The sequence below is a fragment of the Thermoanaerobacterium sp. PSU-2 genome (assembly GCF_002102475.1).
Classification (GTDB): domain Bacteria; phylum Bacillota; class Thermoanaerobacteria; order Thermoanaerobacterales; family Thermoanaerobacteraceae; genus Thermoanaerobacterium.
In genome coordinates this window covers 98,678-123,054 of record NZ_MSQD01000002.1, presented here as the reverse complement: position 1 = coordinate 123,054, position 24,377 = coordinate 98,678, and the positions used below count along the sequence as shown (strand labels likewise).

General features: G+C 33.2%; 25 protein-coding genes and 1 pseudogene. All 26 read left to right on the top strand.

Annotated elements, in window-relative coordinates:
- The first annotated feature begins 14 nt into the window (after window positions 1-14).
- The 26 genes and pseudogenes from BVF91_RS02605 to BVF91_RS02485 all read left to right on the top strand — a co-directional run bounded on the left by BVF91_RS02605 (window position 15) and on the right by BVF91_RS02485 (window position 24,376).
- On the top strand, window positions 15-1,976 hold the full coding sequence (locus BVF91_RS02605; protein WP_085111968.1) for a chemotaxis protein CheA: 1,962 nt from the start codon (window positions 15-17) through the stop codon (window positions 1,974-1,976).
- A gap of 21 nt (window positions 1,977-1,997) precedes the next feature.
- Window positions 1,998-2,432: a chemotaxis protein CheW gene (locus BVF91_RS02600; RefSeq protein WP_085111967.1), complete on the top strand. Its 435-nt coding sequence runs from the start codon at window positions 1,998-2,000 to the stop codon at window positions 2,430-2,432.
- Window positions 2,429-3,043, top strand: a complete 615-nt coding sequence (locus BVF91_RS02595) for a chemotaxis protein CheC (RefSeq protein ID WP_085111966.1) — start codon at window positions 2,429-2,431, stop codon at window positions 3,041-3,043. Before BVF91_RS02600 ends, BVF91_RS02595 begins: the two co-directional genes overlap by 4 nt.
- Window positions 3,036-3,524 (top strand): chemotaxis protein CheD, encoded by a 489-nt coding sequence (locus BVF91_RS02590; RefSeq protein WP_014758670.1) that lies wholly within the window; start codon window positions 3,036-3,038, stop codon window positions 3,522-3,524. Before BVF91_RS02595 ends, BVF91_RS02590 begins: the two co-directional genes overlap by 8 nt.
- Window positions 3,525-3,546: 22 nt before the next feature.
- Window positions 3,547-4,287 carry a sigma-70 family RNA polymerase sigma factor gene (locus BVF91_RS02585; RefSeq protein WP_085111965.1) on the top strand — a complete coding sequence of 247 codons (741 nt, stop codon included), beginning with the start codon at window positions 3,547-3,549 and terminating at the stop codon, window positions 4,285-4,287.
- Window positions 4,288-4,312: 25 nt separating this feature from the next.
- The gene (locus BVF91_RS02580) at window positions 4,313-5,674 is read left to right on the top strand and encodes a flagellar assembly protein A (protein ID WP_085111964.1); all 1,362 of its coding nucleotides are present in this window, start codon (window positions 4,313-4,315) and stop codon (window positions 5,672-5,674) included.
- Between the two features lie 12 nt (window positions 5,675-5,686).
- Window positions 5,687-5,959 carry a hypothetical protein gene (locus BVF91_RS02575; RefSeq protein WP_013788077.1) on the top strand — a complete coding sequence of 91 codons (273 nt, stop codon included), beginning with the start codon at window positions 5,687-5,689 and terminating at the stop codon, window positions 5,957-5,959.
- A gap of 134 nt (window positions 5,960-6,093) precedes the next feature.
- On the top strand, window positions 6,094-6,801 hold the full coding sequence (gene rpsB / locus BVF91_RS02570; RefSeq protein WP_085111963.1) for a 30S ribosomal protein S2: 708 nt from the start codon (window positions 6,094-6,096) through the stop codon (window positions 6,799-6,801).
- 63 nt (window positions 6,802-6,864) lie between these two features.
- Complete coding sequence (gene tsf / locus BVF91_RS02565; protein ID WP_085111962.1) at window positions 6,865-7,482, top strand: translation elongation factor Ts; 618 nt, start codon at window positions 6,865-6,867, stop codon at window positions 7,480-7,482.
- A 104-nt stretch (window positions 7,483-7,586) separates the two neighbouring features.
- Window positions 7,587-8,297, top strand: coding sequence for a UMP kinase (pyrH, locus tag BVF91_RS02560; RefSeq protein ID WP_014758676.1), 711 nt, complete (start codon window positions 7,587-7,589; stop codon window positions 8,295-8,297).
- Window positions 8,298-8,299: 2 nt separating this feature from the next.
- Window positions 8,300-8,854, top strand: a complete 555-nt coding sequence (gene frr, locus BVF91_RS02555) for a ribosome recycling factor (RefSeq protein ID WP_085111961.1) — start codon at window positions 8,300-8,302, stop codon at window positions 8,852-8,854.
- Window positions 8,851-9,027 carry a hypothetical protein gene (locus BVF91_RS13255; protein WP_013788072.1) on the top strand — a complete coding sequence of 59 codons (177 nt, stop codon included), beginning with the start codon at window positions 8,851-8,853 and terminating at the stop codon, window positions 9,025-9,027. The genes frr and BVF91_RS13255 overlap by 4 nt, the downstream gene beginning before the upstream one ends.
- 47 nt (window positions 9,028-9,074) lie before the next feature.
- A complete protein-coding gene (gene uppS / locus BVF91_RS02550; RefSeq protein ID WP_085111960.1) occupies window positions 9,075-9,836 on the top strand; it encodes an undecaprenyl pyrophosphate synthase in 762 nt (253 codons plus the stop codon).
- A gap of 17 nt (window positions 9,837-9,853) precedes the next feature.
- Window positions 9,854-10,636, top strand: a complete 783-nt coding sequence (locus BVF91_RS02545) for a phosphatidate cytidylyltransferase (RefSeq protein ID WP_085111959.1) — start codon at window positions 9,854-9,856, stop codon at window positions 10,634-10,636.
- 12 nt (window positions 10,637-10,648) lie between these two features.
- Window positions 10,649-11,797, top strand: a complete 1,149-nt coding sequence (gene dxr, locus BVF91_RS02540; RefSeq protein ID WP_085111958.1) for a 1-deoxy-D-xylulose-5-phosphate reductoisomerase — start codon at window positions 10,649-10,651, stop codon at window positions 11,795-11,797.
- 7 nt (window positions 11,798-11,804) lie between these two features.
- On the top strand, window positions 11,805-12,821 hold the full coding sequence (rseP, locus tag BVF91_RS02535) for an RIP metalloprotease RseP (RefSeq protein ID WP_085111957.1): 1,017 nt from the start codon (window positions 11,805-11,807) through the stop codon (window positions 12,819-12,821).
- A 15-nt stretch (window positions 12,822-12,836) separates the two neighbouring features.
- A complete protein-coding gene (gene ispG / locus BVF91_RS02530) occupies window positions 12,837-13,898 on the top strand; it encodes a flavodoxin-dependent (E)-4-hydroxy-3-methylbut-2-enyl-diphosphate synthase (RefSeq protein ID WP_085111956.1) in 1,062 nt (353 codons plus the stop codon).
- The gene (locus BVF91_RS02525; RefSeq protein WP_085111955.1) at window positions 13,898-14,527 is read left to right on the top strand and encodes a glycosyltransferase family 2 protein; all 630 of its coding nucleotides are present in this window, start codon (window positions 13,898-13,900) and stop codon (window positions 14,525-14,527) included. Before ispG ends, BVF91_RS02525 begins: the two co-directional genes overlap by 1 nt.
- 13 nt (window positions 14,528-14,540) lie before the next feature.
- Window positions 14,541-18,773 carry a PolC-type DNA polymerase III gene (locus tag BVF91_RS02520; protein ID WP_085111954.1) on the top strand — a complete coding sequence of 1,411 codons (4,233 nt, stop codon included), beginning with the start codon at window positions 14,541-14,543 and terminating at the stop codon, window positions 18,771-18,773.
- A 125-nt stretch (window positions 18,774-18,898) separates the two neighbouring features.
- A complete protein-coding gene (rimP, locus tag BVF91_RS02515; RefSeq protein ID WP_014758686.1) occupies window positions 18,899-19,354 on the top strand; it encodes a ribosome maturation factor RimP in 456 nt (151 codons plus the stop codon).
- Window positions 19,355-19,372: 18 nt separating this feature from the next.
- Entirely contained in the window at window positions 19,373-20,410 is a 1,038-nt protein-coding gene (nusA, locus tag BVF91_RS02510) for a transcription termination factor NusA (protein ID WP_045408210.1), read from the top strand.
- Between the two features lie 17 nt (window positions 20,411-20,427).
- Window positions 20,428-20,698 (top strand): annotated as a pseudogene (gene rnpM / locus BVF91_RS02505) (RNase P modulator RnpM).
- A complete protein-coding gene (locus BVF91_RS02500) occupies window positions 20,691-21,011 on the top strand; it encodes a L7Ae/L30e/S12e/Gadd45 family ribosomal protein (RefSeq protein ID WP_014758688.1) in 321 nt (106 codons plus the stop codon). The pseudogene rnpM and the gene BVF91_RS02500 overlap by 8 nt, the downstream one beginning before the upstream one ends.
- A complete protein-coding gene (infB, locus tag BVF91_RS02495) occupies window positions 20,998-23,052 on the top strand; it encodes a translation initiation factor IF-2 (protein ID WP_085111953.1) in 2,055 nt (684 codons plus the stop codon). The genes BVF91_RS02500 and infB overlap by 14 nt, the downstream gene beginning before the upstream one ends.
- A gap of 14 nt (window positions 23,053-23,066) precedes the next feature.
- On the top strand, window positions 23,067-23,426 hold the full coding sequence (gene rbfA, locus BVF91_RS02490; RefSeq protein WP_014758690.1) for a 30S ribosome-binding factor RbfA: 360 nt from the start codon (window positions 23,067-23,069) through the stop codon (window positions 23,424-23,426).
- Entirely contained in the window at window positions 23,423-24,376 is a 954-nt protein-coding gene (locus tag BVF91_RS02485; protein WP_085111952.1) for a DHH family phosphoesterase, read from the top strand. Before rbfA ends, BVF91_RS02485 begins: the two co-directional genes overlap by 4 nt.
- Window position 24,377: the final 1 nt, after the last annotated feature.

Below are 24,377 nucleotides of genomic sequence, written 5' to 3'. Positions count from 1 at the left end.
AGGAGGAAAATAGAATGGATACAAATCAATACTTAGAGATATTTTTGGAGGAATCTGAAGAACACATTGAGAGCTTAAATGAAAATCTTCTTCAGCTTGAAAAAAATCCTGAAGATTCACATATTGTAGATGAAATATTTAGATCTGCCCATACTCTAAAAGGAATGGCTGCCACAATGGGCTTTGAAAACATGACAAAATTGACTCATAAGATGGAAGATGTTTTTCAAGAAATTAGAAATAATTCTTTGAAAGTTTCCAGTAATTTAATGGATGTATTGTTTAAATGTATGGATGCTTTAAGTTCTATGATTGGGAAAATATCTGAAAGTGGTAATGATGCATATGACATTGAAAATTTGATTAAATTGTTGGAGAATGGCAATTCAAATGAGGAAATTGCTGTAACCAATAAAAGTGAAGAATCCAAAGCTTATGCCAGCAATGAAGTGAATTTGTACGAGAAAGATATAATTGAAAAAGCAGCGTCTCAGGGCTATAAAACGTATAGTATTGAAGTAGTTATTGATAAAAATTGCGTGATGAAGTCTGCAAGAGCTTTTATAGTATTTAATACATTGGACAATTTGGGCGATGTTATAGATTCTAAGCCTTCAGTAGAAGATATAGAAGATGAAAAATTTGACGATAGATTTACCGTTCATTTGATTAGCAAACACGATAAAGACTTTGTAAAGTCAAAATTAACCGCAATATCAGAGATAAAGGAAATAAATATCGAAGAAATATTGTATTCTAAAGAAATAAAAGATAATAAGAACTTCGAAAAGACGGCCAATACAAATAACGACGATCAAATAAAGCATAATAAGACAAATAAAAGCGTTAGAGTAGATATTGAAAGATTAGACAATTTGATGAATTTAGTAAGCGAATTGATAATAATAAAAACGCGGTTAGAAGGATTGGAATCAAACGAAAAAAATCCTGACACTATTGCAACGATTGAGTATCTCGAGAGAATAACTACAAATCTTCATGATGCTGTGATGAAGGTAAGAATGGTGCCAGTGGAAAGAGTTTTCAACCGTTTTCCAAGAATGGTAAGGGATTTATCTCGAGAGCTGAATAAAAAAATCACATTAAACATGTTTGGACAGGATACTGAAGTTGATAGGACTGTAATAGACGAAATAGGTGATCCATTAGTACATTTAATAAGAAATTCTATAGATCATGGTATAGAAACACCAGAATTGAGAATAAAGAAAGGTAAGGTGGAGACTGGAACTATAAATCTGAAGGCATACCATGAAGGAAATAATGTAATAATTGAAGTAAGTGACGATGGTTCTGGTATTAATTTTGAAAAGGTGAAAAAGAAAGCTTATGAAAAAGGTATGCTTTCTGATGAGGAAGCTAATGAGTTGTCAAACGAAAAATTAGTAAAATTGTTATTTGAACCTGGATTCAGCACTTCTGACAAGATATCTGATATATCAGGTAGAGGAGTAGGACTTGATGTAGTTAAAAATAAGATAGAATCTTTGAACGGTTCCATAGAAGTCAAAACGGAAAAAGATAAGGGGACAAAATTTATAATAAAATTGCCATTGACTTTGGCTATAATTCAGGCATTGTTAGTGATGGTTGGAAACGAAAAGTACGCTTTTCCACTTAATTCAATATCGGAAATTGTAAACAAAAATAAAAGCGAAGTACATTTGGTACAAGGCAAGGAAGTCGTCATGTATAGAGGCAAAGTAATTCCACTTATAAGGCTGCATAATGTTTTAGATGTTGAGTCTAATGAAGACAATGATGAGTTTATATGTGTGATTATAAAAAAAGGCGACAATTTGGCTGCATGTAGTGTTGATGAACTTATTGGGCAGCAGGAAATAGTAATAAAACCATTAGGTAAATATTTAAGCAATGTAAAAGTAATTGCTGGCGCGACAATATTGGGGGACGGGCAAGTGGCTTTAATCATAGATTCTAATAATTTATTTTAAGAGAAGAAGGAGGCGTTACATATGAGCATGTTTGTCGTGACTAAATTAGGCGGTGAAGAATACGGAATAGAAATTGATAAAGTACAATCCATTGAAAAAATTACTAAGATAACAAGAGTTCCAAAAGCGCCTTCATTTGTAAAAGGTGTTATAAATTTGAGGGGTGAGATAATTCCTGTCATTTCAATTAGAATGTTGTTAAAATTAGAAGAAGTTGATTTTAACGATGATACAAGGATCGTCATAATAAAAAATAACGACATTGTAATTGGAGTTATTGTAGATAATGCTAATGAAGTTGTAGAAATAAATGATGAAAACATAGACTCAATAGATGTTAACAGCAATTTATACAAAAAGGAAAGTTTTATTGGGCGAATAGGAAAGGTAGGAAGCAGGCTATTGATGCTTTTTGATATAGACAAATTGACTACTCAGCAGGAAGTGAAGATATGAATATAAATAAGATAAATGAGACATACATCGATGTGCTTAAAGAGCTTGGGAATATAGGCTCAGGAAACGCTATAACAGCTTTAGCATCTTTGATAGGAAAGAAAATAGATATGAAAATCCCTACCGTACGGCTGATGGAATTAAACGAAGTACAGGATATATTCGGACTTGCCGACACTATTATTGTGGGAATATATTTTGATCTTGAAGGAAGTGTGAATGGCAATATTTTATTTTCTTTAGATGTTGAAAGTGCTTCTTATTTGATTCAATATTTGATGGGAGTCAATGTTGGCGATGAATTTACAGAAATCGAAAAATCAGCATTGGAAGAAATAGGTAATATTATGGCAGGAAGTTATGTGTCTTCACTGTCTACATTGACAAATTTGGACATGAAAATATCACCTCCTGCAATCAGCATTGATATGGCAGGTGCTATATTAAGCGTTCCTGCAATTAAATTTAGCGAATTGTCAGATAAAATTTTGTTTATTGAGACGGAGTTTTTTGAAGGCAATAGATTAATAAAAGGCGATTTCTTTCTTATACCTGATATAGAATCATTTGATAAAATACTTAGCGCACTTGGAGTTGAATTAGATGGATAATTTTACATTTAGAGTAGGAATGGCCGATGCAAGAGTTGCAAAGTGTCCAAGCAAATTGGTTACAGTCGGTCTTGGGTCATGTGTGGGTATCGTCCTATATGACAAAGTAAGTAAAATATCTGGACTTGTCCACATTATGTTGCCATATAGCAATCAAAGTAAAAACAACTCAAATAAACTTAAATTTGCTGATACAGGTATCACAGCATTGATAGATATGATGTTAGAGTTAGGTGCTGACAGAAAGTACATAATAAGTAAAATAGCAGGTGGCGCTCAAATGTTTGCAACAAAGGCAAACTTGGATATTATGAATATAGGTGCCCGCAATGTAATTGCTACTAAAGAAGTTTTATCGTCTTTAAACATACCATTGGTTTCAGAGGATACAGGTGGTAATTATGGTCGTACAATTGAATTTGACTGCGAAAGTGGTAAGCTATTAATTAAAACAATTGGGCATGGTGTAAAATTTATTTAGGGTAGGAAAGGAATGTTTAAAAATGTCTCTACTCGAACAAGACTTATGGGATAAATATGAGAAACAAAAAGACGGAAGTTCCAAGGAAGACATAATCATCAAGTATATGCCACTTGTTAAGCATATAGTCAAGAGAATTTGCTTGTCAGAATTAAGCAAAGAAGATACTGATGATCTTATAAGCCAAGGAATGATTGGGTTAATCGATGCAGTTAATAAATATGATGTATCAAAAGGTGTAAAGTTTGAAACATATGCGTCGATAAGAATAAAGGGAGAGATAATTGATTATTTGAGAAAAAAAGACTGGATTCCGAGAAGTCTAAAAAAACGATATAAAAGCATCGAAAAAACAATTGAACAATTGGAACAGGAATATAAAAGAGAACCTACTATAGAAGAAATTATGGAGGCAACAAAGTTATCAAAAAATGACGTTTTAAAGACTTTAAGCTACATGAATGCAGGATACATAAGTTCTTTAGATGAAGTGATTGAGAATAATTTAAAAATCACTTCAATCACAGACAACGAAGTTACAAATCCTGAAAGCGAAGTAATGATGTTTGACTTGAAGCAGAATATTTCTAAGGCTATTGATACGCTACAAGAGAAAGAAAGATTGATTATTTCATTGTATTACTATGAGGATTTGAACTATAAGGAAATTAGTAAAATAATGGGACTGACGGAATCTAGAATATCACAAATTCATTCAAAGGCCATAAAAAAGTTAAAGGAAAAGCTAAGTGACTTGCTGTAACTAATAAAAATTTGGGGGCATTTTTATGTGTGATTTAAAATATTCTTGCAAATTGGAAATATCATCGGACAAAATGTCAGCATTTTTAATAGTTGAAAATATTTCAAACGATGGTATCACTTTAAATAAAGACAATATTTACGATTTATTAAGTTCACACAACGTAGTTTTTGGGATAATTGAAAATGTCATCGATAAAATTTGCAAGTCCCCCAATATTAACGAACGTTATTTGATTGCACAAGGTAAAAAGCCTATAAATGGGAAAGATGGGCGTGTTGAGTATTTAATCGATTTTGAAAGCAATGCTGAACCGAAAGTGCTTGAAGATGGAAGAGTGGATTATAAAGAGTTGCAAATATTTAAAAGTGTGAAAAAGGATGAAATCATAGCCCGAAAGGTAGATCCTGAAGACGGTATAGACGGTATGAACGTAAAAGGAGAAATAGTCAAAGCAAATAAAGGCAAAGAGGCCAAATTGCCATTAGGCAAAAATACATATATTAATGATGGATGTCTTTATTCCTCTATTGATGGACATATTTTTAAAAAAGATCAAAAAATCAATGTAAATCCTATAATTGAGTTAAAAGATGTCAATGCTTCCACAGGAAATGTCAGAACTTTTGCAAGTATTAAAATCTACAACAACATAAGTTCTGGATATAAGATAGAAAGCGATGGAGATGTGGAAATATATGGTGTTGTAGAAGGCTCTACCATATCGGCAAAGGGTAATATAATAATTCATAAAGGCATTCAAGGTAATGGTAAGGCAAAAATTATCTCAGGTGGGAAAGTTGTATCGAAGTATTTGCAAAATTGTGAAGTAATAGCTGAAGATGATGTCGTAAGTGAGGCCATAATGTACAGCACAGTGAAAACAAATAGCTGCGTTAAATTAATTGGAAACAAAGGTGTAATCGTTGGAAGTGTAGTTATAGCAACGCGAGAAATAGAAGCAATAAACGTTGGTTCTAAAATGTTTGTACATACAGAGTTAATAGTCGGAGAACCACCTGAAAAGAGAAAGAGAAAAGAAGAAATATCTAAAAAAATATCTGAAAATGAGAAATCCATAGACGGATTAAATAAAATCGTTTCATATTTAACGAAATTAGGTGTACCCGAAGATAAAAGAGCCATTTATGAAAAAACTCTTAAATCTTTGTTGCAGTTGGAAGCTGAGAATAAATCCTTGTTAGATGAATATAGAGAATTAAATTCAAATAATGATGAATCATTTGGTATAATTAAAGTATATGATACGGTTTATCCGGGAACAAAAATAACCATAGATGATGTATCTAGAAACATAAAGGATCCTGTAAAATATGTTACTTTTGTGAGAAATGGTGCGGATATAGACATATTGCCAATAGGGTAAGGGGGAATATATATGTCAGTAAATCCGATAGATTTACAGGTAGCAATTCCTAAAATGGTGGACGTAAGCAATATAAAACAGATTGAAATTCAAAGGCCAGATGTATTTGTTGGTCAATTCATGGAGATGATAAATAATGAAAATGAGATAAAAAAAAGCAGGACAAACAAAATCAACGAATCAAATAAATTGTCAACTAAGAAAGATAAAAATAGAATGGAAGGGAAATCATCTCAAAAAGAAAGAAAAAAGTTTTTATTAGGGCATGTGGACATAAAAATTTAAAATTGTATTGACAAAAATATCATAATATAATATATTAATCAGTGGATAACGCACGTTCAAAGATCATAAAACTGGTGCCACAATGGTTGTTTTGTGAGATGATTTGAACGGAGGAATAACCAGGAGGTGAGAATATGTCAGTTATTTCAATGAAACAATTATTAGAAGCAGGTGTACATTTCGGTCATCAAACAAGAAGATGGAATCCTAAGATGGCTCCTTATATTTTTACCGAGAGGAATGGAATATATATTATAGATCTTCAAAAAACGGTAAAAAAGATAGAGGAAGCATACGATTTTATAAAAGATGTTGTTTCAAATGATGGTACTGTCTTATTTGTAGGTACAAAGAAACAAGCCCAGGATTCTGTTAAAGAAGAAGCAGAAAGATGCGGAATGTACTATGTCAATCAAAGATGGCTTGGTGGAATGTTGACAAATTACAAGACAATTAGGAGCAGGATTGAAAGACTTAAAGAGTTAAAGAAGATGGAAGAGGATGGCACATTTGAAGTTTTACCTAAAAAAGAGGTTATAAAGCTTAGAAAAGAAAAGGAAAAACTTCAAAAGTATTTAGGTGGAATAGAAAACATGAATAGCCTTCCATCGGTACTTTTTGTGGTTGATCCTAAGAAAGAAGCAATTGCCATCGCTGAAGCTAAAAATCTCGATATTCCTATCGTTGCAATTGTTGATACAAATTGCGATCCTGAAGAAGTAGATTATCCTATACCGGGCAACGATGATGCGATTCGTGCTGTAAAATTAATAGCTTCAAAGATAGCTGATGCTGTAATTGAGGCTAAACAGGGTGAACAATTAACTGCGGTTGAAGAGTAATTTTAGAATGGTAAGGAATTTTCATCCTTACCATAAATTATATTAGGATGGAGGTAAGATTATATGATTTCTGCACAACAAGTTAAAGAACTTAGAGAGCGTACTGGGGCAGGTATGATGGATTGCAAAAGAGCGCTTACTGATTCTAATGGCGATATTGAAAAAGCGATTGATATATTAAGAGAAAGAGGATTAGCAGCCGCTGCTAAAAAGGCTGGCAGAGTTGCAAATGAAGGATTAGTAGAATCGTACATTCATGGTGGCGGCAGAATTGGTGTTCTTGTTGAAGTAAATTGTGAAACAGATTTTGTCGCCAATACAGATGATTTTAAATCTTTTGTAAAAGAAATATGCATGCAAATCGCTGCAGCAAATCCGCAGTACATAAAAAGAGAAGATGTACCGCAAGAAGTTATTGAAAAAGAAAGGGAAATTTTAAAGGCACAATCATTAAATGAAGGCAAACCAGCCCAAGTGATTGACAGAATAATTGAAGGAAGACTCGAAAAATTCTATAAGGAAAATTGCTTATTAGAACAATTGTATATAAGAGATGATAGCAAGACGATAAAAGACCTATTAAATGAATTGATTGCAAAGCTTGGTGAAAATATAATAATAAGAAGATTTGTGAGATTCGAAAGAGGAGAAGGTATTGAAAATTCTCAAGAAGAAGAATAAAATTAAATAGGCAACCAAAATAGGACACGGTTGTGTCCTATTTTTAATAGATTTTTATGAAGGATTTTTAATATTTTTATAGAATAATAAAATGAGGTGTTTTAATGTCTGTGAAATACAAACGAATAATATTAAAAATTTCAGGAGAAGCTTTGTCTGGCAGCACAGGATACGGTATCGATTTTGAAACTGTAAATTTAATTGCTGATCAAATAAAAGAAGTAAAAGAAATGGGCGTTCAAATAGGCGTTGTAATTGGAGGTGGTAATATCTGGAGGGGTAGAGAAGGAGTAGGAATGGATAGGACTACCGCTGATCATATGGGAATGCTTGCTACAGTTATTAATTCTCTTGCTTTGCAAGATGCTTTAGAGCGGAGAGGTGTAGAAACGAGGGTTCAAACTGCCATTGAGATGAGGCAGATTGCTGAACCGTATATTCGAAGGAGGGCAATAAGGCATCTTGAAAAAGGAAGAGTTGTGATTTTTGCGGCTGGTACTGGTAATCCTTTTTTCTCTACCGATACGACAGCATCTTTAAGAGCTGCTGAGATAGATGCGGAAGTGATTCTTCTTGCTAAGAAAGTAGATGGAGTCTATGATAAGGACCCTGTTAAACATAAAGATGCTATTAAATTTGATAAGTTGACATATCTTGATGTGCTTAACAGAGGACTTGGAGTGATGGACTCTACAGCAACTTCTCTATGTATGGACAATAATATTCCAATTATCGTGTTTAATTTGACTGTACCAGGAAACATTAAGAACGTAATAATGGGCCAAAAAATAGGAACAATTGTCAAGGAGGGATAGCGATGGATGATTTGTTAAAAAACACTGAAGAAAAAATGAAAAAGTCAATAGCAGTTTTAAAAAATGAATTGATGTCTATAAGGGCTGGCAGGGCTAATCCTGCACTTTTAGACAGAATATCAATCGACTACTATGGTACCATGACTCCAATAAATAAGTTAGCGACAATTACGGCACCAGAACCAAAAGTTATAATCATTCAGCCGTGGGACACATCCAAAATATCTGAAATTGAAAAAGCAATTCAAAAATCAGATTTAAACATTAATCCTACTTCTGATGGCAAAATAATCAGATTAGTTTTTCCGGATTTGACAGAAGAGAGAAGGAAAGAGCTTGTTAAATTAGTTCATAAAAAAGGTGAAGAAGCTAGGGTCGCAGTAAGGCAGATTAGAAGAGATGCCAATGATGCTATTAAAAAGATGGATAAAAATGGCGAGATTTCGGAAGATGAGAAATTAAAAAGTGAAGAAAATGTACAAAAACTTACGGATAATTATATTAAAGAGATAGACAAAATTTTGGAGCAAAAGGAAAAGGAGATAATGGAGATTTGATCGATATTATTGGGTACGATATTGAAGCGGCTAAGAAGATTTTAGAAAAAAATAATGTTCAATACAATATAATATTTACTAAGCCTACCAAAAAATATAGAGGATATCAGAGACGCGTCTTAAAAACGATGTTTGAAGATGGTATATTATCAGTTATAGTAGCTGAATTTTAACCCCCTCACATGAGGGGGTATTGCCCATATTATAAGGAGGAAATTTAATGGGGTTTATCAAAAAACGACAAAAAGATTTTGATGAGGATATAGAGAAAAAACTTGATGAAAACAATATTCCAAAGCATGTGGCAATAATAATGGATGGAAATGGTAGATGGGCGAAAAAGAGAGGTTTCATAAGAACACTTGGACATAGAGCTGGTATGGAAGCTGTAAGGCGAATTGTTAAAGCATCATCTGAAATCGGAATCAAGTATTTGACTTTATACGCATTTTCGACAGAAAATTGGAAAAGGCCTGCAGATGAAGTTAATGGATTGATGGACTTACTTATAGAGTATTTAGGTCGTGAAGTAAATGAATTGAATGAAAACAATGTGAAATTAAACTTTATTGGCGATTTATCAATGATACCTGAAAAATGTAGAATCAAGATAAAAGAGTCCGAGGAAATAACCAAAAACAATACTGGCCTTACTTTAAATATCGCCTTAAATTATGGTGGCAGAAGTGAAATAGTTAGAGCATTTAAAAGGATAGGCAGCTCTTTATTGAACGGCGAAATTGATTTAAATGATATTGATGAAAATGTTATTGCCGATAATTTATATACATCAGGACAACCAGATCCTGATTTGATTATAAGACCAAGCGGAGAATTGCGAATTAGCAATTTTATGCTTTGGCAGTCTGCATACTCTGAGCTATGGTTTTCTGATGTCTTATGGCCAGATTTTGAAAAAAGGCACCTTTTGCAGGCTATATTTGATTACCAAAAGCGAAATAGACGTTTTGGCGGCATATGAATTAAGGAGTTGAATCTATGTTAAAAAAAAGGATACTTAGTGCAGTAATAGGGCTTCCTTTAGTTTTTGCGGCATTAATCATGGGGGGCTGGTATCTTAGACTTTTTTTAGTAGCTATCAGTCTTATTGGATTGTACGAGTTTTACGCGGTGTTTAAAAATACAGAAATAAGGCCTATAAATTTTATAGGCTATGGGGCTGTCTTATTTTTTTATATTTTTGGTTATACCTATGATTCTATAGATCTTTTTGTGATTTTGTCTGTAGTAATATTTTCTATTCCGGTTGTACTTCATAAGTATAATTTGAAAGATACTTCCATAACGATTATGGGAATCATATATGTCATTTTTTTCTCGTACATAGGGAAAATAAGGGATATTAAAGGCGGTTACTTGCTTGTATGGCTTATATTTATCATTTCTTGGCTGACAGATACTTTTGCATATTTCATAGGTAAACGCATCGGTAAAAATAAATTATGTCCATCAATTAGTCCTAACAAGACTTTTGAAGGTTCAGTTGGTGGAATAATAGGTTCGTTGGTAGGATGCCTTTTGTTTACATATTTATTTAGAGGAAAATTAGAACTAAATTATTATTATATCATTTTTTTAAGCATTATAGGCAGTATAGTGGCTCAAATAGGTGATCTTTTTGCGTCGTTTATAAAACGAAATTGCAACACGAAAGATTTTAGCAAAATTATTCCTGGGCATGGCGGGATATTGGATAGATTTGATAGTATTCTTTTTGTATCTCCTTGTATTTACATATTTTTCACATATTTATACAGATGAAAGGAGCTAGGCATGAAAAATATTGTCGTTTTAGGTTCTACAGGTTCGATTGGGACTCAAACACTTGATGTGGTAAGAAAATCAAATGAATTTCGTGTTATAGGACTTACATGTTATAATAATATTGATCTTATAAAGCAACAAATTGATGAATTTAAGCCGCAATTTGTAGCTGTTAAAGATGAATTGTCTGCAAAAAAGTTAAAAGAAATGGTGGACACTAATACAGTGATTCTCTCTGGTGATGGTGGAATAAACGAAGTAGCTTCTCTTTCAAATGTTCAGACTGTTGTTGTAGCAATTGAAGGCATAGCAGCGCTTATTCCTACTATAAAAGCGATTGAAGCAGGGCATGATATTGCACTTGCCAATAAGGAATGCTTAGTTACAGGCGGACATATAATTAAGAAACTGGCAATTGAGAAAAACATAAATATACTACCTGTTGACAGTGAACACAATGCGATTTACCAATGCATTCAATCAGGAAAAAAAGAATTTGTAAATAAATTGATTATAACTGCATCTGGAGGACCATTTAGAGGGAAAACATTAAGCGATTTAAAATCAGTGACAGTTGAAGAAGCTTTAAATCATCCTAATTGGAAGATGGGTAAGAAAATAACAATTGATTCTGCTACACTTATGAATAAAGGGTTTGAGGTAATAGAAGCTAAATGGCTTTTTGATGTGCCATTGGAAAAAATAGAAGTTGTTGTGCATAAAGAAAGCATAATCCATTCAATGGTAGAGTTTATTGATGGAAGCATTATTGCAGAAATGGCGACTGCTGATATGAGGATACCGATACAGTATGCTTTAAATTTTCCAAACAGGGTATATGTAGAAGGCATACGATATTTGGATGTTGCGAAGATTGGAAGTTTATCATTTGAAAAACCAGATGTTAATACTTTTAGATGCCTTCAACTGGCATATGATGCTTTAGAAGAAGGTGGAACAATGACAACAGTTTTAAATACAGCAGATGAAGTAGCAGTTCAATTGTTTTTAGAAAAAGCAATTTCGTTTAATGATATTCCTCATATAATAGAAAAATATATGAATAATCATAAAAACATCATTAATCCTGAATTAAATGATATAATAGAAGTAGATAAAGAAATAAGGGAAAAAATTAAGCGTGAATATATGAGGTGATAGGTAAGTGGTATTTTTTTATGTTGTTGTAAGTGTAATTGTATTGGGCATTTTAGTCACGATTCATGAGTTTGGACATTTTATAGTAGCAAAATTGTCTGGCACAAAAGTTAATGAATTTGCTATTGGTTTTGGACCGAAGATATTTTCAAAAAAACATGGTGAAACAGAATATTCGTTTAGATTAATGCTTTTTGGCGGTTTTTGTGCTTTAGCAGGTGAAGATGAAATGTCTAATGATAAAAGAGCTGTGACTAATAAACCTTGGTACACAAGGCTTGGCATTTTTGCGGCTGGTCCTTTGATGAATATATTATTAACTTTTATAATTTTAATTATGGTTTTCTATTTTGTTGGAAGTCCAGTTCCGATTGTCAGTTCAACTATAAGTGGTTATCCTGCAGAAAAGGCCGGTATAAAGCCGGGAGATGAAATAGTAATGGTAAACAATACTAAAATAAATGATTGGACTACATTGCAAAATATTATAAATTCAAACAATGGAGTAAAATTAAATTTTACAATTAAAAGGGGAAATGCTACTTTAAAAAAGTCTGTTATACCGATAGTTGACAAAAGCACTGCAAAGCCAATGATAGGTATAGTGCCACAGTATCGCAGGTCTTTGGTATTAGCTGTCGATAGTGGTGTAAAACAAACTATTTATTTTTCGAAAATGATAATTTTATCTCTGTACATGTTAATAACTGGCAAAGTTTCAACGAATGATTTGATGGGGCCAGTTGGCATAGTTCAAGCTATTGGCACAGAGGCGAAATCTGGCATACTGAATTTAATGGCATTTACTGCGCTTATAAGCGTAAATTTAGGGTTATTTAATTTACTGCCGTTTCCAGCATTGGATGGCGGTAGGATTCTATTCGTGCTGATAGAAAAAATTAGAGGAAAACCTGTCGATCCCGAAAAAGAAGGATTTGTCCATTATATAGGTTTTATGTTGCTTATTGCGCTTATACTTTTTGCTACATATAAAGATTTGGTTAGGATAAATATTTTAAAATAATAGGTGATAAACTTTATGAGGAAAAGAACAAAAGAAATAAAAATAGGAAGCGTACGCATAGGTGGAGAAAACCCGATTGCAATACAGTCCATGACTAATACTGACACAAAAGATGTAAAAAAAACCGTGCAGCAAATTAAAGAGCTTGAAAGTGTGGGTTGTGATATTGTGCGTGTAGCTGTCCTTGATGTAGATGCTGCAAAAGCCATTGAAGAAATAAAAAAAGAAATTGATATCCCTATTGTTGCCGACATACATTTTGATTACAGATTAGCTTTAGAAGCTATCAAGTGTGGAGCAGATAAGATCAGGATAAATCCAGGCAATATTGGTGGAGATGATAAGCTTAAAGCAGTAGTAGCTGCTGCTAAAGAAGCAGGAATCCCCATAAGAGTAGGTGTAAATTCTGGTTCATTGGAAAGGGACATTTTAAATAAATATGGTGGTGTAACAGCGGATGGAATTGTTGAAAGTGCACTTAAAAGTGTATCTCTGTTAGAAAAATGCGGCTTTTACGATATAGTGGTATCTTTGAAAACTACTAATGTACCATTGACAATTGAGTCTTATAAGATTATTTCTGAAAAGATAGATTATCCACTTCATGTTGGCATTACAGAGGCTGGAACAATTTTTTCAGGAACTATAAAATCTGCTGTTGGGATTGGCACACTGCTATATATGGGTATTGGAGATACAATAAGAGTATCTTTGACGGGGAATCCTGTCGAAGAAGTAAGAGTTGGAAAACAAATATTAAAATCTTTAGAATTGGCAAAAGGAGGCGTAGAAATAATTTCTTGCCCAACATGTGGAAGAACTAAAATTGATCTGATAGAATTGGCTCAAAAAGTTGAAAAAGCAACAGCAAATATAAATCAAAACATAAAAGTTGCTGTAATGGGATGTGCAGTCAATGGCCCCGGCGAGGCAAGAGAAGCAGATATAGGAATAGCCGGTGGAATTGGAGAAGGTCTTATCTTTAAAAAAGGAAAGATTATTAAAAAAGTACCAGAAGATAAGCTTTTTGATGAATTTATTAAGGAACTTAACGATATACTGAAGGAGAAATCATGATGATATCTGTCATTATTCCTGCGTATAATGAGGGAAAAAATATAAAAGATGTTTTAAAAGTATTAGAAAAAATCAATATTATTGATGAAACAATAGTTGTAAATGATGGTTCAACAGATGATACTGAAAAAGTCGTTTCTCTTTTTAACGTAAAGCTTATAAATCTAAAGACAAATTTAGGGAAGGGTGCCGCTTTAAAAAGGGGCATTCAAGCTGCTAATGGAGATGTATTAGTTTTGCTTGATGCAGATCTTATAGGTTTTACTCCAGAGCATTTTAATAAATTAGTAAAACCTGTTTTAGATAATAAGTGTGATATGGCAGTTGGCATATTTTCATCTGGAAGGAAAAGAACTGATTTAGCACAAAAAATAGCTCCTTTTTTGTCAGGGCAGCGTGCTTTAAAAAGAGATGTTCTTATAGATTTTATAAATAAAAGCGATGTAGACATTTTGAAATATGGAATAGAAGTAGCGCTTACGAAATATGCCAAAGAAAAACATTTAAGAGTGCAACATGTACAGTTAGAAAATATGACGCATGTAATGAAAGAAGAAAAATTGGGTTTTATTAAAGGTTTTAAAGCTAGATTGATGATGTATAAAGACATTTTAAAGGTATGGATGTAAGGAGTGCGTTTTGATGCTACCTTCTTTTCTTAAAGAGGAATTAGGTATAAGCGATATAAAAATAAATAAGATAAGTTTATGTCTAAAGGAAAGAAAGCTTATACTGTTTTTGCCTTTCAATTTTAAAAAAGATGTTTCAAAATTAGAATCTTTAAAATCTACTATCAAATCAAAAATCCCTCTACTTTCTAATATAGAATTTGAATTTATAGGCACAAATAACATTGATGTGTATTCCATTTTAAATGATTATTGGGACGATATTATAAAAAAAGCCAGTGAAAAATATCCTGGCACTTTAAGCTTTATAAAATCATGTCATGTATCGATTAAAGATGAGGAACATGTAATAATAAAGGCATCAAATGAAGTATCTTTTAATTTTCTTAAGAAAAACAAAATCGATGCGTACATTGGCGAATTGATAAAAGAATATTATGATCTAGACGTAAATTTTGCTTTAGATTTTGATGAAGCAATATATGACAAACTTCATGAAGAAATCAAAAAGGACGAAGAAATCTTGGCAAATAACATCATCACAAGTCCTACAGAAAGTAGCCAAAAAATTGAAAGTGACGTGGATGATAATGACAGCAAAGTATTGCTTGGAAAAGAAATAAATACAGAAGTTGTAAAGATCTGCGATGTATTTCAAGAAGGCGATGATGTTGCAATAAAAGGTGAAATTTTTTCAATAGATTTTCGCGAAATAAAATCTAAATATCTGATGACTTTTGATATTACTGATACTACATCTTCATTTACAGTTAAAGCATTTTTAAATGGTGAAAAATACAATTTAATCAAGGACAGATTGACAATAGGAAGCAATGTAAAAGTGCGTGGTACTGTTATTTACGATAAATATGAAAGAGATCTAATATTGAATGCTAAAGACGTAGAACTGTGCGAGAAATCTGTCAGAGTAGATTCTCATCCACAAAAAAGGGTAGAGCTGCATGTACATACTCAAATGAGCAGCATGGATGGAGTAAGCTCTGCAGAGTCTTTAATCAGAAGGGCATCAGAGTGGGGGCACAAAGCGATTGCAATAACAGATCATGCTGTATTGCAGGCTTATCCTGAAGCTCAAAGTGCTGCGAAAAAATATGGTGTTAAAGTCATCTACGGTGTAGAGGGTTATCTTGTCAACGATGGTGTTCCAATCGTCAGCGGAAGCACATCTACGACTATCGATGGCAGCTTTGTTGTATTTGACATTGAAACTACCGGTCTTTCAAGCATTAATGACAATATTATTGAAATTGGGGCTGTTAAGATAAAAAATTGTCAAATAGTAGATACATTCGAGACTTTTGTGAATCCACAAGTTCACATATCTAAATTTATAACAAAATTGACTGGCATAACAGACGACATGGTTAAAGAGTACCCATCTATTGAAGAAATTTTGCCTAAATTTTTGGACTTTATAAAGGATTCTATTCTTGTAGCGCATAATGCAAACTTTGATGTGACTTTTATAAAGACAAAGGCCAGAAATCTTGGTATGGAAGTGGACAATCCCGTTTTAGACACTTTAGAGTTAAGTAGGCACATGTATGAAAATCTAAAAAATTACAAACTGGATACTGTAGCGCAGCATCTTGGTGTGTCACTTGAAAATCATCATAGAGCCGTAGACGATGCTAAAGCAACTGCTGAAATTTTTATTAAAAGCATCAATAAGCTGAAAGAAAGCGGAATAGAAAAAGTAAATGAAATAAATGATTATTTAAAAAACAAGGTTGACATAAAAAAAATGCCTACATATCATGTGATTATACTTGTCAAGAATCAAAAGGGGTTGAGAAATCTCTATGAATTGGTATCAAGGTCAAATTTGGAGTATTTTCATAGAAATCCGAGAATTCCTAAAAGTCTTTTGTCGCAAATGAGAGAAGGATTGTTAATTGGTTCTGCTTGTGAACAAGGCGAAGTCTTTAGAGGACTTATATCAAATCTTGACGACGATAAATTACATGAAATCATCAGTTATTATGATTATTTAGAAGTGCAACCCTTAGGAAATAACGAATTTTTAATTGATAAGGGTGAGGTAAAAAACAAAGAAGAATTGATTAAAATAAATAAAAGAATTTATGATTTAGGCAAACAACTCAAAAAGCCGGTTGTTGCAACGTGTGATGTACATTTTTTAGACCCTTGGGATAATGTGTATCGAAAAATACTCATGTATGGAAAGGGGTTTAAAGATGCTGATAGACAACCACCACTTTATTTCAGAACAACTGATGAAATGCTGCGAGAATTTGATTATTTTGATAGAGAGATTGCAAAGGAGATTGTCATAGACAATCCTAATCAAATAGTAGATTCTATAGAAGATGTTAAACCAATACCAGATGGAACATTTCCTCCGTCAATAGAAGGTGCAGAAGAAGAGCTTAGGAAATTGACATTAAACAAAGCTCATGAAATATACGGTGAAAAATTGCCAGAAATAGTTGAAAAAAGGCTGGACAAAGAGTTAAATTCTATCATAAATAATGGCTATGCTGTCATGTATATTATAGCTCAAAAGTTAGTTACAAAATCACTGAGTGATGGTTATTTAGTTGGTTCAAGGGGTTCAGTCGGTTCATCATTTGTGGCAACCATGAGTGGAATAACCGAGGTTAACCCACTGCCACCTCATTATATCTGCCCTCATTGCAAGCACTCGGAGTTTATATTAGACGGAAGTTATGGTTCTGGTGTGGATATGCCTGATAAAGATTGTCCACAATGCGGAACAAAGATGAGAAAAGATGGGCATGATATTCCATTTGAAGTGTTCCTTGGATTTGAAGGGGATAAAGAACCAGATATAGATTTAAACTTTTCAGGAGATTATCAACCGATAGCACATAAGTACACAGAAGAAATATTTGGTACAGGTCACGTCTTTAGAGCTGGAACTATTGGTACATTGGCTGATAAAACAGCATACGGCTTTGTGAAAAAGTATTTCGAAGAAAAAAATTTAACGGTTCATAATGCAGAAATCAAGAGGTTAGTCATGGGTTGTACTGGTGCCAAAAGGACTACAGGGCAACATCCAGGTGGCGTTATGGTCGTTCCTAAAGACAAAGATATTTACGATTTTACACCAATACAGCATCCTGCAGATGCACAAGATTCAGACATAATAACAACACACTTTGATTATCATTCTATAAGCGGAAGATTGCTTAAGCTTGATATACTTGGTCATGATGATCCTACTGTAATAAGAATGCTGGAAGATTTGACAGGAATCAATGCCAGAGAAATACCATTAGATGATAAAAAGACGATGAGCCTTTTTACAAGTGTAGAAGCACTTAACATAAATCCAGAAGATATAAATTGTACAGTAGGCACTTTAGGATTGCCTGAATTTGGAACGAAATTTGTAAGACAAATGCTGGTTGATACAAAGCCCACAACTTTTGCAGAACTTGTAAGAATAAGCGGACTATCACATGGCACGGATGTTTGGCTTAATAACGCACAGGACATAATAAAAGAAGGCAAAGCCACACTTAAAGAGGTAATCTCTACAAGAGATGATATAATGTTATTTCTTATCAGCAAAGGGCTTGATAAGAAACTGTCTTTTAAGATAATGGAAAGCGTTAGAAAAGGGAAAGGCATCAAAGATGAAGAAATAGAAGAAATGAAAAACCATAATGTGCCTGATTGGTTTATTCAGTCATGTCAAAAAATCAAGTACATGTTTCCTAAAGCCCATGCAGTTGCCTATGTCATAATGGCTTTTAGGATAGCTTATTTTAAAGTGCACCACCCTGAGGCTTTTTATGCTACCTATTTTACTGTTAGAGCTGATGAGTTTAATTTAGATATGATGGATTCATTAGAGAAAATCAAGGAAAATATAAGGCTAATTGAATCAAAGGGCAATAATGCTACGGCAAAAGAGAAAAGCTTATTGACAATATTAGAGGTTGGCCTCGAAATGTACCTTAGAGGTCTAAGATTCACAAATATTGATTTATATAAATCTGATGCAGTAAAATTTTTAATTACAAAAGATGGCATATTACCTCCATTGAACTCATTGGAAGGTATAGGCAAGCAAGCAGCGAAGATAATAGCTGAAGAGAGGGAAAAAGGCAAATTTTTATCAATAGAAGACCTGAGAAATAGAACGAGAATCAGCAAAACTGTTATTGACATTTTAAAGCAGCATGGTTGTTTGCAGGATATTCCTGAATCAAATCAATTAAGTTTATTTTAATGTTGCATTGGTTATTTGTGTATGTTATAATTGATATGGCAAAATAGAGATGGAACTTAAGAGTGGGGTTTCCCACTCTTTCGTATTATATATATAAAATAATGAGCTACAAGGAGGTTATCAAATTGTCAAAGATTGAAGAGTTGACAAGACAGCTTGTTACTCCCGCCATAGAAAAAAACAATTTTGAATTGGTTGATGTTGAATACAAAAAAGAAGGCAACAATTGGTATCTAAGAGTTTATATAGACAAAGATGGAGGAGTTAGCTTAGACGATTGTCAAATTATAAGTGAATATTTAAGTGAAAAGCTGGATGAAGTAGATCCAATAGATAATAGCTATATACTTGAAGTTTCTTCACCAGGAATAGATAGACCATTAAAAACAAAACGGGATTTTGAAAAATTCAAAGGCAGCTTAGTTGAAGTTTCATTATATCAACCGATAGATAAAAAGAAAAAGTATGAAGGGGAGCTTTTAGGCCTTGAAGATGATAAAGTAATCATTGTTGATGATGGCGGGAAAAGAGAATTTGATATAAAAAATGTTAGTTTGGTTAAACCTGTTATAAAATTTTAGATTAAAGGAGGGAAAATAATGAATAGTGAATTTATTGAAGCACTTGAACAAATTTGCAAAGATAAAGGCATTCCGAAAGAAACGATGTTTGAAGCAATAGAAGCTGCATTGGTTTCGGCGTACAAAAAAAACTATGGAACAGCTCAGAATGTCAAAGTAAAGATGGATAGAGAAACTGGCGATGTTAAAGTCTATGCTCAAAAAACAGTTGTCGAAAATGTGTACAATGATTTGCTTGAAATAAGTTTGGAAGAAGCTCAAAAATTAAGTAAGAAATACCTTGTTGGTGATACCGTTGATATTGAAGTTACGCCAAAATCTTTTGGGAGAATAGCAGCACAAAATGCTAAACAGGTTGTTGTTCAAAGAATAAGAGAAGCAGAACGAGGCATTGTGTATGAAGACTTTTTAAGCAAGGAATCAGAAATAGTCACTGGAATCGTAGAAAGAATAGAAAAAAAGAATGTTTTAGTTGATTTAGGTAAAACTGAAGCTACTTTGACACCAAATGAGCAGATTCCAAACGAAACCTACAAACATGGAGATAGAATAAAAGTCTATATAGTAGAAGTTAAAAAGACTACAAAAGGTCCGCAAATACTTATATCACGTTCGCATCCAGGATTAGTAAAAAGGCTTTTTGAGATGGAGGTACCAGAATTGCAACAAGGTATCGTCGAAATTCGAAGTATTTCGAGAGAGCCTGGTTCAAGGACGAAAATGGCTGTATATGCAAAAGACGAAAATGTTGATCCCGTAGGTTCATGTGTAGGTTACAAAGGCGCAAGGGTACAAGCTGTTGTAAATGAGCTAAAGGGTGAAAAGATAGATATCGTAAAATGGAGCTCAAAACCACAGGAATTTGTAACTAACGCTTTAAGTCCGGCTAAAGTTTTAAGTATTGATATTGATGAAAAAGAAAAAATAGCAAGAGTCGTCGTACCTGATTATCAGCTTTCTCTTGCAATTGGCAAAGAAGGACAAAATGTAAGATTAGCTGCTAAGCTAACAGGATGGAAAATAGACATAACAAGTGAATCTACTGCTAAATCTTAAAGGTTGGGGTTGATAACGTGAAGTCCAAAAAAGTTCCAATGAGAATGTGTCTTGGTTGCCAGGAAATGAAGCCAAAGAGAGAGTTGCTTCGAATCGTCAAAAAAGCGCATAGCAATGAAGTCCAAGTTGATTTGACAGGTAAGTTATCTGGGAGAGGTTGCTATGTCTGCAAAAACATTGATTGTGTAGAAAAAGCCTTAAAATCAAAAAAAAATAGAAAGGGCATTGGAAACTTCATTAACTGAAGATATTATTGAACAAATCAGAAAAGAGGTTTCAAATGAATAAATTTTATTCTATGCTGGGGTTGTGCAGGAGAGCAGGAAAATTATTGCCGGGAAGGTTGCCAGTTGAAAAAGGAATTGCTAAATCAAGTGTTCGTCTTGTTATTATAGCGGAAGATGCTTCTGAAAATACAAAGAAAAAGTTTATATCTTTATGTAATTCTAAAAACATTTTATATATAATCGCTGGTAATATGTCTTATATCGGCAAAAGCATAGGGAGAGACGATACAGCGGTGATTGGCATTACAGATGAAAACCTATCTAACAAACTATTAGCTGAAGCAAAGGAGGTTCTAACTAATGGAGGTGAATAAAATGTCAAAGACAAGAGTTTATGAGTTGGCAAAAGAACTAAAAATTACGAGCAAGGAATTGATTTCGAAGTTAAATGATTTAGATATTAATGTAAAAAATCATATGAGCACGTTAGAAGATGATGAAGTAAGTTTAATAATAGATTTATTGACCGAAAAAGAGGAAAAAGAGACCGATGAATTAGTAGAAGAATATGACGAAATTGATGAAAAGCCTAAAAAGTCTAACAAAAAGCAAAAAAAGTCAGATGCCAAAAAAGCAAAGGACGATAACAATAAACCACAAGATGATTCTGTTAAAATAATATCGATACCTGCGTTTATAACTGTTAAAGAGCTATCTGAAAAAATGAAAATAAATCCTTCAGATATCATAAAGAAATTGATATCCAAAGGAATAATGGTGACAATAAATCAACAAATAGACTATGAAAATGCCTCGCAAATCGCTGAAGAGTATGGCTTTTTATTAGAAAAAAAAGAGGAAAATGAAGATAATCTTGAAATCATAGACAAAGAAGATGACGAAAAAGATCTTCTGCCCAGACCACCTGTAATAACTGTGATGGGTCATGTAGATCATGGAAAAACATCCTTGCTGGATGCAATCAGAAAGACAAACGTTACTCAACGTGAAGCTGGAGGAATTACGCAACACATTGGTGCATCTGTTGTAGAAATAAATGGCAAAAAAGTCGTGTTTTTGGATACACCAGGACATGAAGCATTTACGGCTATGAGAGCGAGAGGTGCCAGCGTGACTGATATTGCTGTATTAGTTGTAGCAGCGGATGATGGTGTTATGCCTCAAACAATAGAAGCAATAAACCATGCTAAAGCTGCAAATGTTCCGATAATTGTAGCCATAAATAAAATTGATAAACCTAATGCGAACCCAGATAGAGTTAAGCAAGAATTGGTGGAATATGGTTTGGTGCCAGAGGATTGGGGCGGAAGTACAATATGTGTCAATGTTTCAGCGCAAAAAAATATTGGGCTTGATGATTTGCTTGAAATGATATTGTTGGAAGCGGAAATGTTAGAATTAAAGGCAAATCCAAATAGGCCAGCCAGAGGTACAATCATTGAAGCACAACTTGACAAAAACAGAGGTCCTGTTGCAACAGTTTTAGTACAAAAGGGAACACTAAAAACAGGTGATGTAATAATTGCTGGCACAGCTTATGGAAAAGTGAGAGCAATGTTTGACGATAAAGGTAGGAAGGTTAAAAAAGCATCACCATCAATACCTGTTGAAGTTTTGGGACTATCTGATGTTCCAAAGGCAGGAGACATACTTGTTGTATTGGATGATGAGAAAAAAGCTCGTTCAATTGCCGAAAAACGCAAGGAAAAGTTTAGAGAAGAAGAAATGATGCAAAAGCAAAAGATATCTCTTGATGAACTATTTAATCAAATAAAAGAAGGCAATGTAAAAGAGTTAAATATAATATTAAAAGCTGACGTGCAGGGTTCTGTGGAAGCATTAAAAAGCTCAATTGAGCAATTGAGTAATGATGATGTTAGACTTAGAGTTATCCATGGAGCGGTTGGTGCTATTACTGAAACTGATGTTATGTTTGCTTCCGCGTCTAATGCTATAATAATCGGTTTTAATGTAAGACCTGATAGCAAGGCTAAGTCTTTAGCAGAAAAAGAGAAAGTCGATATAAGGTTATATAGAGTAATCTATGATGCAATTGATGATTTAAAAGCAGCTATGAAGGGTATGTTGGAACCAGAGTATAGAGAAAAAGAATTAGGTAAAGCAGAAGTAAGAGCAGTATTTAGAGTTCCTAATGTAGGGAATGTGGCTGGATGCTATGTTGTAGAAGGTAAAATTTCCAGAAATGCAAACATAAGATTAGTAAGAGATGGCATAGTGATTTTTGAAGGGAAAATATCTTCGTTAAAGAGATTTAAAGATGATGTAAAAGAAGTACAATCTGGTTTTGAATGTGGAATCGGTATAGAAAGATTTAATGACATAAAAGAAGGTGATGTGCTGGAAGCATATCAGATGGAGGAAATACCTCGTTGAAAGGATGAATTAATGTGCAGTACAGAATTGGACGTTTATCAGAAGAAATAAAAAAAGAAGTAAGCCAAATGATATTCGAAGAGATAAAGGATCCAAGGATAAGCAGTATGACTAGCATAACAGATATCGAGGTTTCAAAAGATTTGCGTTATGCAAAAATTTATATTAGCGTTTATGGAAATGATGACGAGAAGAAAAACACTATAGAAGGTTTAAAAAGTGCAACTGGTTTTATAAGACATGAATTAGGAAAAAGAATTAAGTTAAGATATACTCCTGAATTGATTTTCGAACTTGATAATTCGATAGAATATGGTGCTCATATTTCTAAGATTTTAAGAGATTTAGATAGTCAAGAGAGTGAAGACAAATGATTTTAAATGATATGTTGGATTCAATAAGAGAAGCTGAAAAAATAGCTATTGTAACGCATGTATCACCTGATGGTGATGGAATAGGATGTGTTACTGCATTATACAAGGCCATGAATAAATTGAGAAAAGATGTATCTATATTTATTGATGATGATATACCTGAGATCTATAGATTTATGCCATACACAGATAAAATCACAAAACCATTTGACATATCAGCAGATTTGCTTATAGCTGTAGATTGCGCTGATTCAGATAGAATGGGAAAGGCAAAAGAATTGCTTAGAAAAGTTCCTAAGTCAATAAATATAGATCATCATATTTCAAATACTTTGTATGCTACTATGAATTATGTAGATACAAATGCAGCTTCGTCATCTGAGATAGTATATCAATTGATAAAAATATTAGGTATTGATTTGGACCAAGAAATTGCAGAATGTCTGTATGTTGGAGTTGTTACAGACACGGGACATTTTATGTATGGCTCAACTACATCATTTACTCATGAAGTTGCTGGTGATTTAATAAATAACGGTGCTTCTGTGGATAAAATATCCAATATTGTTTTTCATAATATTAAATATGAGAAGCTTAAGTTAATAGGCAGAGTTATAAACAATATGGAACTTTATTTTGATGGAAAAGTTGCGTATATGGAGATATCAAATGAAGATTTTCTTAGCACAAATACAAAATTAGAAGATGTAGAGAATATTATAAATTATGGAAGAGATATAGATAGTGTGGAAATCGCTGTTATGCTGGTTGAAAAAGACGATTTTGTAAAAGGAAGTTTACGCTCTAAAAAGTATGTGGATGTAAATAAACTAGCTAAAGAATTTGGCGGTGGTGGTCATGTAAGAGCATCAGGATTCTTAGTAAAAGGCAGTATAAATGATGTAAAAGAAAAAATTTTAGATTTAATAAAATCTGAAGTAGATGAGTGAT

Coding starts and splice junctions, on each gene's coding strand:
- BVF91_RS02605 (WP_085111968.1), top strand. CDS start 15: ATGGATACAAATCAATACTTAGAGATATTTTTGGAGGAATCTGAAGAA.
- BVF91_RS02600 (WP_085111967.1), top strand. CDS start 1,998: ATGAGCATGTTTGTCGTGACTAAATTAGGCGGTGAAGAATACGGAATA.
- BVF91_RS02595 (WP_085111966.1), top strand. CDS start 2,429: ATGAATATAAATAAGATAAATGAGACATACATCGATGTGCTTAAAGAG.
- BVF91_RS02590 (WP_014758670.1), top strand. CDS start 3,036: ATGGATAATTTTACATTTAGAGTAGGAATGGCCGATGCAAGAGTTGCA.
- BVF91_RS02585 (WP_085111965.1), top strand. CDS start 3,547: ATGTCTCTACTCGAACAAGACTTATGGGATAAATATGAGAAACAAAAA.
- BVF91_RS02580 (WP_085111964.1), top strand. CDS start 4,313: ATGTGTGATTTAAAATATTCTTGCAAATTGGAAATATCATCGGACAAA.
- BVF91_RS02575 (WP_013788077.1), top strand. CDS start 5,687: ATGTCAGTAAATCCGATAGATTTACAGGTAGCAATTCCTAAAATGGTG.
- rpsB (WP_085111963.1), top strand. CDS start 6,094: ATGTCAGTTATTTCAATGAAACAATTATTAGAAGCAGGTGTACATTTC.
- tsf (WP_085111962.1), top strand. CDS start 6,865: ATGATTTCTGCACAACAAGTTAAAGAACTTAGAGAGCGTACTGGGGCA.
- pyrH (WP_014758676.1), top strand. CDS start 7,587: ATGTCTGTGAAATACAAACGAATAATATTAAAAATTTCAGGAGAAGCT.
- frr (WP_085111961.1), top strand. CDS start 8,300: ATGGATGATTTGTTAAAAAACACTGAAGAAAAAATGAAAAAGTCAATA.
- uppS (WP_085111960.1), top strand. CDS start 9,075: ATGGGGTTTATCAAAAAACGACAAAAAGATTTTGATGAGGATATAGAG.
- BVF91_RS02545 (WP_085111959.1), top strand. CDS start 9,854: ATGTTAAAAAAAAGGATACTTAGTGCAGTAATAGGGCTTCCTTTAGTT.
- dxr (WP_085111958.1), top strand. CDS start 10,649: ATGAAAAATATTGTCGTTTTAGGTTCTACAGGTTCGATTGGGACTCAA.
- ispG (WP_085111956.1), top strand. CDS start 12,837: ATGAGGAAAAGAACAAAAGAAATAAAAATAGGAAGCGTACGCATAGGT.
- BVF91_RS02525 (WP_085111955.1), top strand. CDS start 13,898: ATGATATCTGTCATTATTCCTGCGTATAATGAGGGAAAAAATATAAAA.
- BVF91_RS02520 (WP_085111954.1), top strand. CDS start 14,541: ATGCTACCTTCTTTTCTTAAAGAGGAATTAGGTATAAGCGATATAAAA.
- nusA (WP_045408210.1), top strand. CDS start 19,373: ATGAATAGTGAATTTATTGAAGCACTTGAACAAATTTGCAAAGATAAA.
- BVF91_RS02500 (WP_014758688.1), top strand. CDS start 20,691: ATGAATAAATTTTATTCTATGCTGGGGTTGTGCAGGAGAGCAGGAAAA.
- infB (WP_085111953.1), top strand. CDS start 20,998: ATGGAGGTGAATAAAATGTCAAAGACAAGAGTTTATGAGTTGGCAAAA.
- BVF91_RS02485 (WP_085111952.1), top strand. CDS start 23,423: ATGATTTTAAATGATATGTTGGATTCAATAAGAGAAGCTGAAAAAATA.